This is a genomic window from Mesorhizobium abyssinicae (genome assembly GCF_049887195.1).
GTDB lineage: Bacteria > Pseudomonadota > Alphaproteobacteria > Rhizobiales > Rhizobiaceae > Mesorhizobium > Mesorhizobium abyssinicae.
The window spans coordinates 294,279-307,299 of sequence record NZ_JARAKC010000005.1; the positions used below are offsets into that span (position 1 = coordinate 294,279).

Here is a 13,021-nt window from a genome sequence, read left to right on the forward strand (position 1 = left end):
TGTGGCAACCCGCTGAAAACCGAGGACCCGTAATGGCGAACCAGAACATCGACCATGCCTTCACCGCCCGCTCCAAGACGGGCGCGTCCTTCGAGCCGACCTATGCCGGCGCGCTGTCGTTCATGCGGCGCAGATACACGAAGGACGTGAGGGGCGCGGACGCCGTGGTGTGGGGCATTCCCTTCGATGCCGCCGTTACCAACCGGCCGGGCGCACGCTTCGGGCCGCAGGCGATCCGCCGCGCCTCGGCGATCCTCGACAACGACCCGCAGTACCCGTTCTCGCGCGACCTGTTCGAGCACCTCGCTGTTGTCGACTACGGCGACTGCCTGCTCGACAGCGGCAACCATCAGAAGACACCCGGCACGATCGAGCGCGAGGCGGCCAAGATCCTGAAATCAGGCGCCTTCCTGTTGTCGCTCGGCGGCGACCATTTCGTCACCTGGCCGCTGCTCAAGGCGCATGCCGCCATCCACGGACCGCTGGCGATGGTGCAGTTCGACGCCCATCAGGACACCTGGCCGGACGACGGCAAACGCATCGACCACGGCTCTTTCGTCGGACGCGCGGTGAAAGAAGGTATCATCGATCCCGATCGCTCGATCCAGATCGGCATCCGCACGCACGCCCCCGATACGTTCGGCATCAAGATCCTCTACGGTCACGAGGTCGAGGAGATGCGGGCGTCCGACATCGCTTATGCTATCGTCGACCGTACCGGCGGCAGGAAGACCTATCTCACCTTCGACATCGACTGCCTGGACCCGGCCTTCGCACCGGGCACGGGCACGCCGGTCGCCGGCGGGCCGTCCTCGGCGAAGATCCTGTCGACGCTGCGCCAACTCGGCCAGATCGACATTGTCGGCGCCGACGTGGTCGAGGTTGCGCCCGCTTACGATCATGCCGATATAACGGCGATCGCGGGCTCCATGGTGGCGATGCACTATCTGGGCCTGGTCGCCGAGCGGAAAGCCCGGCTCGAGGACCTAAACAACGGCAATACTGTTGCAGTCAATCACGCTCAGGGCATATAGCGCTGAAATCGCAGGGACTTTTCAAGGCAATGAAACCGAAAATCTTCATCGACGGCGAACACGGCACCACCGGCCTGCAGATCAGGGCGCTGCTGGCCGAGCGGGGCGACCTGGAGATCATCTCGATCCCCACCGAGCGCCGCAAGGAAACTGCGGCGCGAGCAGAGTTCCTCAATGCCGCCGATGTCGCGATCCTCTGCCTGCCGGACGCCGCCGCCAAGGAAAGCGTCTCGCTGATCGAGAACGACACCACCCGGGTGATCGACGCGTCGACCGCGCATCGCGTTGCCGCCGGCTGGGAATATGGTTTCGCCGAAATGGACAAGGACCAGGCAAAGAGGATCGCCGCGGCGAAGCGCGTCGCCAACCCCGGCTGCTGGCCGCAAGGTCCGATTGCGACGCTCAGGCCGCTTGTGTCAGCCGGACTGTTGCCCGCCGACTTCCCGATCACCGTCAACGGCATTTCCGGCTATTCCGGTGGTGGCCGGCCGATGATCGAGGACTATGTCGGCAAGGGCGAGGACGCGCCCGAATTCCTGCCCTACGGGCTCACCCTGCAGCACAAGCACGTGCCTGAGCTCAGGACCTATGCGAAGCTCTCGCATGACCCGATCATGCAACCGGCGGTCGGCAATTTCGCGCAAGGCATGATCACCGTGGTGCCACTGCAACTCGGCGGCCTCGAGCGCGTGCCGACTGGCGCCGAAATGCATGCAGCGCTGGCCGATCATTTCGCCTCGATCGAGGGCGGCGTGGTCGAGGTCGCGCCCTACACGCATCTGGAGCGTATCCCCGACGTCGATCCGGAAATCTACAACGGCACCAACAAGATGAAGGTCTACGTCTTTGCCAATGACGAGCGGGCGCAGGCGCTCCTTCTCGCCGTCTACGACAATCTCGGCAAGGGCGCGTCGGGCGCCGCCGTGCAGAACATGGACCTGATGCTCGGCCTCACCCCGTAAGCGAACATGCCGGAATTTCCGAAGCGCTGGAAAGTCAGCGCGCCCGAACTCATTGCCGAAACCTTCTCCAGCCGCATCCCTTACGGAAACCACACCGGCGGTAGGGATAGACGTATCCCAGCCGCAACCAACGAGACGCCAACACCGACAAGGAGCACGTACCTGCGCTTCATCGGCGGTCTCGTCGGTAGCGGATAGGCGCCCTTGGTGCCGCGCCAGTGCGCGGCGGCAAATCCGAGCAGGATCAGCGCGAAACCCTGATGGGTCAGCGCCATGTGCAGCGGCACCTGCATCAACAGCGTGCCGATGCCGATCGAGGCCTGCACCAGGACAATCAGAAACAGCAGCGTGGCGCGGCGCGCATGGGTGGTGCCCGGCAGGCGCCGGCGCGTCGCGATCATGTGCCAGAGCGCTACCGCGAAGACCGTGTAGGCGCCGATGCGGTGGACGAACTGCACCGTCTTCGGGTTCTCGAAGAAGTTGCGCCAGGCGGGCTCGAGCAGGAGCAGATCGCCGGGGGTCACCCTGCCGTCCATCAGCGGCCAGGTGTTGTAGCTCAGACCAGCATCGAGCCCGGCGACCAGCCCGCCGAGATAGATCTGCACCAGCGCCAGCAGCACGATGACGCCGGCAAGCCGCTGCGTCGAGCGATCGGCGGCGGGCTCGGAATGCGGCGCCAGCCCCCGCGCCACTACCATAGTCGCGGTGAAGATCAGCGCCGCCAGCGTGAGATGCGTGGCTAACCGGTATTGGCTGACCGAGACGCGGTCGACCAGGCCGGACGCGACCATCCACCAGCCGATGGCGCCCTGCAGGCCGCCGAGCAGCAGGATGCCGACGAGCTTCAGCCCCAGACCGCGCTCGATACGCCGCGTCGCCCAGAAGAACAGCAGCGGCAGGGCAAAGACCACGCCGACGCTGCGCGCCAGGATGCGGTGCACCCACTCCCACCAGAAGATCGACTTGAACGCCGCGATGCTCATGCCCTTGTTGAGCTCGGCATATTGCGGGATCTGCTGGTAGCGCTGGAACTCCTCCTGCCACTCGGCGTCGTTGAGCGGCGGGATGACACCGTGGATCGGCTGCCATTCGGTGATCGACAAGCCGGATTCGGTAAGCCTGGTGGCGCCGCCGACCAGCACCAGGGCGAACAGCACGAGAAGCACGAAATATAGCCAGCCGCGCACCTGCGCCCGGTTGCGCAGGTCGCGATCGCGGGCGGCATAGGGTGCGGCAGCAGTGATGGCGGCCATGGTTGTGTTCCGGCAATTGAGGTCGCGGGATTGGTGGACCAAGGCAGCCCCGGTGGCAAGGCCGGGCAGCGCGGCACGCCGTCGCGCCGCCAATGACAGGTTGCGTGCAGCTTGCGATCGGCCTAAGCGATAGCCGTCAAAGAGATCGCGACATGCCCATTCGCCTCAAAAAGCTGATCGGAACCGTACTGCTGGTTGCGCTGGTCGTCATCTACGCGCTGGTGGCGTCGATCGTGGCGGTTGCCCAACTGTCGGAATCGAGCCCGCTGGTGCATCTGCTGTTCTTCCTGTTGAGCGGCCTGCTGTGGGTGCTGCCGGCGATGGGCATCATCAAGTGGCTGATCATCGAGCCGCGGCCCAAGGGCTGAAGCCCGCCGCCTGCGAAGGCGCAAACGGGCGCGCGCCGAACACATATCGCTACTTTCCACAAGTGTTGATGCTCCGGGCCGGCCATCCGCGACGGCGACATGAAGTTGACCGCGGCGCCGGCACTGGCGCATGAAGTCCAGCGTTCCTTGCGACTCCCAGGACCAGGATCATCGCGCCGCTCCACCTTCCCGCTTGACGCACACATATCTCAATGGTTATACGTCAATCAATAGCCACCGGGTTATCGATCCCATGACGAATGCCCACGACGCACTATTCAGGACACTTGCCGATCCGACCCGGCGCGCCATCTTCGAACGACTGTGCCAAAAGGGAGAGCAGACCGTGGGCGCCCTTACTGCCCAGTCCGGGGTTTCGCAGCCAGCCGTGTCGAAGCATCTCGGCGTCCTGAGGCAGGCAGGGCTGGTGCGCGACCGCCATGAGGGACGGCAGACCCACTATAGCGCGCAGCTCGGCGCGCTTGCTCCCCTGATGGATTGGACACGCCAGATGGCCGGCTTCTGGGAGAGCCGGTTCGACGACCTCGAGGACCTGCTCAAAAGAATGGACCAATGATCAATACTGCAACCGAAACCCGCTCCGTCGTCGTCGAGCGGGAGATACCTTATCCGCCGGAAAAAATCTGGCGCGCGCTGACGCAACCGCATCTGATCGAGGAGTGGCTGATGAAGAACAACTTCAAGCCGGTCGTGGACCATCGTTTCAGCGTCAGCGCGGACTGGGGCGGCGTCGACTGCCAGGTCCAGACAGTCGAGCCCAACAAGACGCTGTCCTACAGCTGGGACACCAAGGATCTCGAGAGCGTGGTCACCTGGACGCTCACCCCCACGAGCACGGGAACCCATTTGCGCATGGAGCAGACGGGCTTCCGGCCGGATCAGCAACCCTACTACCGGGGCGCCACCGTCGGCTGGCCGAGGTACCTTGCAGCCCTGGAGCAGGTGCTGGCGCGGATGGACTGAAGTCTACCGGCAGTTCAAGTCAAGCCCACGTTCACCACGCGCTATGCCGCGCACGATGCCAATGGAGGAAACAGAATGAAGATCAAGCTGACCAAAGTGTATGTGGATGACCAGGAAAAGGCCCTCGCCTTCTACACCGACGTTCTCGGCTTCACCAAGAAGGCCGATTTCAGCAACGGGCCGTTTCGCTGGCTGACCGTCGCCTCGTCCGACGAGCCGGAGGGCACCGAGCTGCAGCTGGCGCTGAACGACAATCCCGCGGCCAAGTCCTACCAGCAGGCCATGTTCAAGCAGGGCCAGCCCGCCGTCATGTTCTTCACCGACGACATCGAGGGCGACCACGAGCGCCTCAAGGCACGAGGCGCCGCCTTCGCCATGGCGCCGACCACGGTCACCGGCTCGACCATTGCGCAAGTGAACGACAGCTGCGGCAACCTGGTCCAGATCACCCAGCTGGCGCGCTGGTAGCGCGGGCTTTTCCGCTCATTTCTCAGAGGAGGTCGTATTGAACTTTAGCCAGTGGATTCGGCAAATTCACCGTTGGCTGTCGATCGTCTTTACGGTGACCGTCATCGCCAACTTCGTCGCCATGGCATTGGGGGAGCCGCCCGCCTGGGTGGTATACTCGCCGCTCTTGCCGCTCTTCCTGCTGCTGTTTTCCGGCCTCTATATGTTCGTGCTGCCCTACACCGGCAAGTCGCGTAGCGAGCAGCGCGTGGGCGGATAGGGACGGATGGCGAAGACGCGTGGACAATCGAACGCCAAGCGGGCCGGCACAGAGCCGGTCCTGCTTTCAGGCGGCAACCCGCAGATCGCCAAGGGCTATGGCGACGCCCCGGTGCAGGCCTATATTGCCGCCATGCCGGGGTGGAAGCGCGATGTCGGCCGCCGTCTCGATGCGCTCATCGCGCGCGCCGTCCCCGGCGTCGAGAAGGCGGTCAAATGGAACTCGCCGCTTTACGGGGTCGAGGGCCAAGGTTGGTTCCTCGGCGTTCATTGCTTCGCGAAATACGTCAAGGTCGCCTTCTTCCGCGGCACGTCGCTCAACCCGCTGCCTCCAGGCGAGTCCAGGACCAAGGAAACGCGCTACCTTGACATTCGCGAGGACGATCAGGTCGATGAAGCCCAGTTCGCCGAATGGGTGAAGCAGGCCAGCCGATTGCCCGGCGAACGGATGTGACCGGACGATGGGTACGTGGCGCAACAACAACACGAAGGGAGTGACAGCCAACCATGAACAATAGCGCATCGCCGGAAAGCAAGTCTCCTTCGCAGCTGATAGACGTCAGGATCGAGGAGTTGGGCGACTGGAGGGGCTGGATGCTCAGCCAGCTCCGCGGCCTGATCAAGGAGGCCGATCCCGACGTCGTCGAGGAGTGGAAATGGAGAGGCGTTCCCGTTTGGGAGGACGCCGGCATGATCTGCACGGGCGAGACCTACAAGGCCGTGGTCAAGCTGACCTTCGCCAAGGGGGCTTCCCTGGAGGATCCCTCCGGTCTCTTCAACTCCAGCCTGGAGGGCAACACCAGGCGCGCCATCGATTTCCACGAGGGCGATGCGATAAACGCGGAGGCTCTGAAGGCGCTGGTTCGCGCGGCTGTGAGCCTGAACAAGTCCAAGGCCAGGAAATAATCCGCGGGATCGACCGGCGGCGGCCAAGGTCTGTTGAGATTCAGGTCAGGCCGAGTCGAAAACAGTGATTTCCGAGAACCGGAGCGGAGCGTACTTAAAGTACGTGAGCACCGGAAGCGCAGGAAAGCGCGGGCATGCGCTGGCCTCACCTGAATATCAACAGACCTAGATCGTCACCACCATTTTGCCGGCATTGGCGAGCGGCGTCGTCACACCCGACAGCATCGTGCGGATATGGGCGACGCTCTGGTAGCGGCCGTTGACCGAGATGCGCGGCAAGGCATGCAGGAAGCCGGCATGCTCGGCGCGCAGCACGCCGTGGCGCGTCGTCACCGCCGAGACATAGCCGGCATCGCGGGCAAAGCCCACTTCGCGGCAGCCGACGGCGCTGACATAGCCATAGGGATAGGCAAGATGGCGCGGCTCCTGACCGAGCTTCTCCAGCAATATGCGCCGGACATCGCCGATCTCATGCCGCGCGTCGGCCTCCGAAAGCCGTTTCAGGTTGAGATGGTTGACGGTGTGAGCGCCGATCGTCACCAGCCCGTGCCCGGACATGGCCCGGATCTCGTCCCAGCTCATCAGCGTGCTCGGGCGCTTTGTCGCCAGATCGATGCCGTTCACGCGCGCAAATTCGCGCAGCGTCGCTCGCTGGTCTTCCTCGCGCACCTCCACCGTCAGCCAGCCATGCAGCCGAGCGTTGGCCTGGAGTTTCCTCCCGCGGGTCGAGCAATCGATCGTCACCGCGCCGTCTAGGGTAGGCAGCGTCAGCCGGTCGCGCGCGTTGACGATATCCTCGATCACGTCCCACCAGAGGTCGGCGGCACCGTCGATCAGGCCGGGCGCGACATAGATGGTGATAGGCGCGCCGTGCTTTTCCAGCACCGGCAACGCTTCGGTCATGTTGTCGCGATAGGCGTCGTCGGCGGTGATGGTGGCGAACTGGCCGCCCTTGCCGCCGCGCGCGATGCGTTCGATCGCCTCGTCCAGCGAGACGAAGGCGTAGCCTTCGGCCTTCATGTCGGCGATGAGGGCATCGAGGAAGCCGGGCGCAATGTTCAGGTGACGGTTGACGCCGTTCGGCTTCTCCGGCGTCGCGGTGACCCGGTGCAGCATCAGAATGGCGCCGATGCCGCCGACAAACGGCTTCGCCAGTGGCGCAAGGCCGGTGTAGCGGGCGAGGTTCAGCGCCAGTTTCCGGATTGCCTCGCCCCCGTCGATCATTCCTTCACCTTTTGCGCCTAGGCTCATCCATGCACGGAACGCGCCCACGCGTACCCCCTGACTGGGACCAATACGCCTTAAGGATTGAGGTATGGTTGACGCTAGCGCGTCATTTGACGGCAATCGGCTGGCCGCGAGCGAGACGTCGCCACGCACCTCGCCGGTCGGTCAGGCCGGCCTGTCGGTTACAGTCGGCGACGCCGCGGCGCTTGCAACTTATGCGGGATTCTGCGGTTCTGCGCTGTTTGCGCCAGCGCAAAGTGACGGCTGGATCCGCAACTGGGCGCGAGCGGTTCATCCCGACATTGTCGTCGCGGCACTCCATATGGAAGACGAGCCGGTGCTTGCGCTGGCCCTTGAAGTCGTTCGTCGTGGACCATTCCGCGTCGCCCGCTTCATGGGCGGCCGCCATGCCAACGGCAATTTCGCCGCTGTCGCACCGGGCTGGCTGCCAAGGGCCAACGCCGCGGCGATCCGTTCGATGCTGGCGGGCATCGCCAGGGCACGGCCCGACATCGACCTGATCTCGCTGGAGCGGCTGCTGCCCGACCTTGACGGCGCCGCCAATCCGCTCGCCGCCCTGCCCCACTTTCCGAGCCCGAATCTATCGCTCGGCGTCGATCTCGGCGGCGGCTTCGACGCGTTGCTGGCGCGCGCCAGCGGCAAGCGCAAGCGCAAGAAGCACCGTTCGCAGACGCGCAAATTCGAGGCAGTCGGTGCCTTCCGCCGCATCGAGGCGCGCACCCGCGAGGATGTGGACAGGCTGCTCGATGTCTTCCTCGAAATGAAGGAGGTCCGCTTCCGCAAGATGGGCATCGCCAATGTCTTCGGCGAGCCGGAAGTTCGCGCCTTCTTTCGCGCCTTGTTCAGCGAAGCGCTGACGGAAACAAAACCATCCTTCGTGCTGCACGGGCTTGAGGTCGCCGGCAAGTTGCGCGCCGTCACCGGATCGAGCCTGTCGGGCAAGCGCCTGATCTGCGAGTTCGGGGCGATCGCCGAGGACGATCTCGCCTTCACCAGCCCCGGCGACTTCCTGTTCTTCGACAACATCCAGGAAGCCTGCGAAACGGGCTTCGGCGTCTATGACTTCTCGGTCGGCGACGAGCCCTATAAGCGGCTCTGGTGCGATGTCGAGACGCAGCATTTCGAGGTGATGGCGCCGTTGACGCTGAAAGGCCGCGCGCTGGCGCTGGCGATGCGGCAGGGCGCGCGGACAAAGGCCTTCATCAAGAACAGCCCGCTCATCTGGAAGCTGACCAAGATGCTGCGCCGCAAGGCCGCTGGACAGGCGGCCCCTGCGAGCGAGGACGACAGCTAGCCATATAGAATCGGTGGGATCGTGGAGCTCTGCGCCGGCGGGCGGCCGGAGCAGATCCCTGTCTTATGCCGCCGTGCGCCGTCCCGGGACCGGCGTTCCCGGCGACTCGTGGCCGAGCGGCGTCACCAGGGTAAGCTCGGGATAGCCGTTCTCGATCAGCTTGACCGCGGCCTGTGTCACCTCGTCGTCCGCCTCCAGCATAGAGAGGAAGACCTCTGTCGCCTCGCCCGCCAGCCGGCTGATGCCTTGCGCGTCGGCCGGGCCGCATTCGACCACGACGAGATCGTAGGCGGTGGTCAGCGACTGCATGATGATCGGCAGCCGGTCGGCGGCGCGCATGGCGCGGGCAGGATCGGCGGTGCCGACCGGGATCACGTGGCAGTCCGAGTAGAGATCGGCGTGGATGACGTCGCTGAACTGCGCCTCGGAGGCAAGTAGATCGGTGATCCCCGGGAAAAGCGCGCTGTCCAGCATCGGCCGCGAGGCGGCGCCCGAAGCGGTGAGGTCGAGCAGCAGCACACGCAGGCCGGCGTCCGAGACCTCGCGCGCCACCAGCACGGCCGAAGCGGCAGCCTCATCGCCTTCCGGGGAGACGAATATGGCGCGCGCGGCACCCGAGGCGATCAGCTTCTCCGCCGCCTTCTCGATGTCGATCTCGCCCAACGCCGAGGGTTTCGGCGCGGCGCTTTCGTCCAGTGCGTCCGCTGCGGTGGCGGCCTCCGGCTCAATCTCTCGATCAGCCAGGCGATCCCTGGCCAGCCCGGCATCGACAAGTGCCGGCTCGGCGCGGGCAACCGGCATCTCGACCTGCTCGATTCGCCCGAAGCGGGCGCCGGCGGCCGGGCGCATGGCGCGGCCCGAGAACAATTCCCCAAGAAGCGTCGCGATCGCCATCAGAAGCAGCGAGGCGACGAAGGCGGCGCCGACGATCGGCACGATCTTCGGAAAGTAAGGCTCCGACGGCGTCACGGCGCGCGAAAAGATGCGCGCATCGACCGGCAGATAGTTGCGGTCGCTGCGCGAAGACGCCTCGCGATAGCGGGTCATGTAGGATTCGAGCAGCTGGCGCTGGGCGTTGGCGTCGCGCTGCAGCGCGTCGAGCTCGACCTGCTGCTCGCCGGCGCGCGCCGATGCGGCCTTCAGCGTGTTGACGTCGCCGAGGAGCTGGTTCTCGCGCGCCTGGGCCGTCTGCGCCTGAGTCGCCAGGCCCTTCATGATCTTCTGCGCCTCGTTGCGAATCTGGCCGTCGAGATCGGCAAGCTGTGATTTCAGGGCGCGGATGCGGGGATGATTGTCGAGCAAGGTGGTGGAGAGGTCGGCGATGTTGGCCCGGAGCTCGACCTGCCGCTCGCGCAGGCGCTGGATCAGGTCGGAATTCAGCACTTCCGGCACCGCGTCCAGCGAACCGCCGCTTTGCAGCGCCTTGCGCACGCTGTCGGCGGTCGCCTCGGCGGCGGCGCGATTGGCGCGCACTCGCGACAGTTCGGTGGACAGTTCGGAAAGCTGCTGGGTGGCCAGCACCGCATTGTTGCCGCCCATCAGCAGATCCGACTGGGCGCGGAAGTCGGCGACCTTGGCCTCGGCATCCTTGACCCGCTTCGACAGGTCGGCGATCTCAGGCGCCAGCCAGTCGGTGGCGGCGGCGTTCGATTCCAGCTTGGCGTTGCCCTGGACGGAAATGTAGGTGTCGGCGATGGCGTTCGGAATATCGGCGGCGAGCCGGGGATCCTCAGAAGAAAACTCGATGACGATAACGCGAGATTTTTCAACGCTGTAGACGTTGAGCTTCTCGCGCATCTTCTTCAGCACGCGCTCTTCCGGCGGGATTTCGTTGGGGTCGCTTTTCAGCCCGACGATGACCAACAGCCGGCTGAGCGCCGACATCTTGGCCGCCTCGTCGAATTCGGGCAGCCGCGACAGGTTGAGCTTGGCGGCCACCTGCTTGAGGATGTCCGTCGAGGCGATGACCTCGACCTGGCTGGCGACGCCCTGCTCATCAAGTATAGGCTTCTCGCTGTCGTTGCTGGTGCCGTCAGGCCGGGTGAAGACCGATTCGCGGGTTTCGATCAGCAGCTTCGTCTCAGCCTTATAGTGCGGCGTGGCGAGCCAGGCGAAAGCGAAGGCCAGACCGGTGACGGCGAGCGCAACGACCAGGATGCGCAGCCAGTTCCTCGCCAGACTGGCGAAGAGCTGCCTGAGATCGACATCGACGTCTGCGGCCGCGGACTGAACGGACATGCATCCTGCTCCGAACTTTGAGTCTAGGATGGACCGTAAACAACTATGGTAACTCAGCCGTTAAGATCAGTACGAACCCCTATTAGAGACGACTGAAGAACATTCAGCAAAGACAGTAGAATAGCTACGCTTTTTGACGACTGCCGCCGCCGCGGACGGCAAACCTTTACCGGCCATTAACCCTAACAGGACGATAACGGATTCCGTTCCCTGGGGTTTGCCGCAACATATGGCGGCCAGCGATGAAGGTTCGTGACCGGCCATGAAAAGCACTGCCTCCCTCTTTCGTGCTCTGCTTGCCGTGTCGATGCTCGCCGGCTGCTCAAGCTACCGGCCGACGCCGGCGGCCTTTCATGAGGTGCTCGACCAGCCCTACCGACTCGGCGCCGGCGACCGCGTCCGCGTCACGGTCTTCGAGCAGGACGGCCTGACCAACACCTACAGTGTCGACCAGTCCGGCTACATGTCCTTGCCGCTGGTCGGCGCCGTGCCGGCGCGCGGCCACACCGCCCAGCAGCTCGAGAAGGAAATCGCCGACAAATTGCGGCAAGGCTATCTGCGCGATCCCGATGTCTCGGTCGAGATCGACCGCTACCGGCCGATCTTCGTCATGGGTGAAGTGGGCGCTGCCGGCCAGTATTCCTATGTGCCGGGCCTGACGGTGCAAAAGGCGATCGCGATCGCCGGCGGCTTCTCGCCGCGCGCCAACCAGGAAAGCGTCGACATCACCCGCGACATCAACGGCAAGGTAATGACCGGACGGGTGGTCACATCCGATCCGCTGCTGCCCGGCGATACAGTCTACGTCCGCGAACGGCTGTTTTGACAACCAACGTGGCGAACCAATTGCGGATCGTCCATTGCTTTCGCTCACCCGTCGGCGGGATATTCCGGCATGTGCGCGACCTGACCGAGGCGCAGATCGCTTCGGGTCACTCAGTCGGCATTGTCTGCGATTCGACCACCGGCGGCGAATTCGAGGAACGGCTGTTCGAGAGCATGACGGACAGCCTGGCGCTCGGCATCCATCGCACGCCGATGCAGCGCCATGTCGGGCCGGGCGACCTCGCCTCGGCCTGGCGCACCTACCGAATCATCAAGGAATTGCGGCCGGACGTGCTGCACGGGCACGGCGCCAAGGGTGGCGCCTATGCCCGGCTGTTCGGCTCATTGTTGCGGGTATCCAGGTCTCGCGTAGCCCGCCTTTATTCGCCGCATGGCGGCTCCCTCCACTATGACGAAACCACGGCCACCGGAAAGCTGTTCTTCGCGCTGGAGCGCTTCATGGCGCGCTTCACCGACTGCCTGCTGTTCGTCTCCGACTACGAGCGCCGCACCTGGCGCAGGAAGGTGGGCGAACCACCCATCCCCAACACGCTGGTCTACAATGGCCTGCGCGCGGTCGAGTTCGAACCGGTGGGGAGCGTGCCCGACGCGGCCGACCTGCTCTATATCGGCATGATGCGCGACCTCAAGGGTCCCGACATCTTCATCGATGCGCTGGCGCTGGCCGGCAACAGGCTTGGCCGACGCTTGAGCGCCGTGATGGTCGGCGATGGCGACGACCTGCCGCGATACCACGAACAGGTGAAACGGCTCGGCCTCGACGGCCATGTCCGCTTCCTGCCGCCGATGCCGGCCAGGGACGCCTTCACGTTGGCGGAGCTGATCGTCGTGCCATCGCGCGCCGAGGCCATGCCCTATATCGTGCTGGAGACGCTGGCCGCCGGCAAGCCGATGATTGCCACCGCTGTCGGCGGCATTCCGGAAATTTTCGGCGAAACCTCCCGCGCCTTGATCCGGCCCGACCCGAACCAGCTCGGCGACAGGCTGAGCGACGCGCTAGCCGATCTCGGCGCCTACCAGCGCCTGATGCCCGGGGCGCCCGACCTCAAGGCACGCTTCGGCGCCGACGTCATGGCGGCGGAGATCGAGAAGGCCTATTTTGCCGCGCTTCGGCGCTAGAGCGTGGTCGGCCTGGTCTCAGGTATTTTTCACGCCGACCAGC

The 13,021-nt window shown here is 64.7% G+C and carries 15 protein-coding genes; 12 read left to right on the forward strand and 3 right to left on the reverse strand.

Translation table 11 applies throughout. The features are described 5' to 3' along the window. Positions 1-32 precede the first annotated feature (32 nt). Positions 33-1,034: an agmatinase gene (gene speB, locus PU724_RS14380; RefSeq protein ID WP_127282135.1), complete on the forward strand. Its 1,002-nt coding sequence runs from the start codon at positions 33-35 to the stop codon at positions 1,032-1,034. A gap of 29 nt (positions 1,035-1,063) precedes the next feature. Further along, complete coding sequence (gene argC / locus PU724_RS14385; RefSeq protein WP_127311756.1) at positions 1,064-1,996, forward strand: N-acetyl-gamma-glutamyl-phosphate reductase; 933 nt, start codon at positions 1,064-1,066, stop codon at positions 1,994-1,996. 80 nt (positions 1,997-2,076) lie between these two features. Here argC and PU724_RS14390 read toward each other — a convergent pair whose 3' ends face one another. After that, positions 2,077-3,249, reverse strand: coding sequence for a COX15/CtaA family protein (locus tag PU724_RS14390; protein WP_354421411.1), 1,173 nt, complete (start codon positions 3,247-3,249; stop codon positions 2,077-2,079). 152 nt (positions 3,250-3,401) lie between these two features. Between PU724_RS14390 and PU724_RS14395 the strand changes: the two genes are divergently transcribed. The 7 genes from PU724_RS14395 to PU724_RS14425 all read left to right on the forward strand — a co-directional run bounded on the left by PU724_RS14395 (position 3,402) and on the right by PU724_RS14425 (position 6,233). Continuing rightward, the gene (locus PU724_RS14395) at positions 3,402-3,617 is read left to right on the forward strand and encodes a DUF2842 domain-containing protein (RefSeq protein WP_126054916.1); all 216 of its coding nucleotides are present in this window, start codon (positions 3,402-3,404) and stop codon (positions 3,615-3,617) included. Positions 3,618-3,870: 253 nt separating this feature from the next. Then, a complete protein-coding gene (locus PU724_RS14400; RefSeq protein ID WP_127392207.1) occupies positions 3,871-4,194 on the forward strand; it encodes an ArsR/SmtB family transcription factor in 324 nt (107 codons plus the stop codon). After that, a complete protein-coding gene (locus PU724_RS14405; RefSeq protein ID WP_127392206.1) occupies positions 4,191-4,601 on the forward strand; it encodes an SRPBCC family protein in 411 nt (136 codons plus the stop codon). Before PU724_RS14400 ends, PU724_RS14405 begins: the two co-directional genes overlap by 4 nt. A 75-nt stretch (positions 4,602-4,676) precedes the next feature. Next, positions 4,677-5,069: a VOC family protein gene (locus tag PU724_RS14410; protein ID WP_354421408.1), complete on the forward strand. Its 393-nt coding sequence runs from the start codon at positions 4,677-4,679 to the stop codon at positions 5,067-5,069. A gap of 37 nt (positions 5,070-5,106) precedes the next feature. Further along, complete coding sequence (locus PU724_RS14415; RefSeq protein WP_127392204.1) at positions 5,107-5,328, forward strand: hypothetical protein; 222 nt, start codon at positions 5,107-5,109, stop codon at positions 5,326-5,328. Positions 5,329-5,334: 6 nt separating this feature from the next. Further along, positions 5,335-5,781 carry a DUF1801 domain-containing protein gene (locus PU724_RS14420; protein ID WP_354421406.1) on the forward strand — a complete coding sequence of 149 codons (447 nt, stop codon included), beginning with the start codon at positions 5,335-5,337 and terminating at the stop codon, positions 5,779-5,781. Between the two features lie 53 nt (positions 5,782-5,834). Next, a complete protein-coding gene (locus PU724_RS14425; RefSeq protein ID WP_354421404.1) occupies positions 5,835-6,233 on the forward strand; it encodes a DUF1801 domain-containing protein in 399 nt (132 codons plus the stop codon). Between the two features lie 165 nt (positions 6,234-6,398). Here PU724_RS14425 and PU724_RS14430 read toward each other — a convergent pair whose 3' ends face one another. Further along, positions 6,399-7,457 carry a polysaccharide deacetylase family protein gene (locus PU724_RS14430; RefSeq protein ID WP_354421402.1) on the reverse strand — a complete coding sequence of 353 codons (1,059 nt, stop codon included), beginning with the start codon at positions 7,455-7,457 and terminating at the stop codon, positions 6,399-6,401. A 91-nt stretch (positions 7,458-7,548) separates the two neighbouring features. On the opposite strand from PU724_RS14430, the gene PU724_RS14435 reads away from it, so the two are divergent. Next, positions 7,549-8,775, forward strand: a complete 1,227-nt coding sequence (locus PU724_RS14435; protein ID WP_354421401.1) for a GNAT family N-acetyltransferase — start codon at positions 7,549-7,551, stop codon at positions 8,773-8,775. 63 nt (positions 8,776-8,838) lie between these two features. Here PU724_RS14435 and PU724_RS14440 read toward each other — a convergent pair whose 3' ends face one another. Then, a complete protein-coding gene (locus PU724_RS14440; protein WP_354421399.1) occupies positions 8,839-11,013 on the reverse strand; it encodes a GumC family protein in 2,175 nt (724 codons plus the stop codon). A 262-nt stretch (positions 11,014-11,275) separates the two neighbouring features. Between PU724_RS14440 and PU724_RS14445 the strand changes: the two genes are divergently transcribed. Continuing rightward, positions 11,276-11,839 carry a polysaccharide biosynthesis/export family protein gene (locus PU724_RS14445; RefSeq protein WP_127282146.1) on the forward strand — a complete coding sequence of 188 codons (564 nt, stop codon included), beginning with the start codon at positions 11,276-11,278 and terminating at the stop codon, positions 11,837-11,839. Between the two features lie 8 nt (positions 11,840-11,847). After that, positions 11,848-12,978, forward strand: coding sequence for a glycosyltransferase family 4 protein (locus tag PU724_RS14450; RefSeq protein WP_354421397.1), 1,131 nt, complete (start codon positions 11,848-11,850; stop codon positions 12,976-12,978). Positions 12,979-13,021 lie beyond the last annotated feature (43 nt).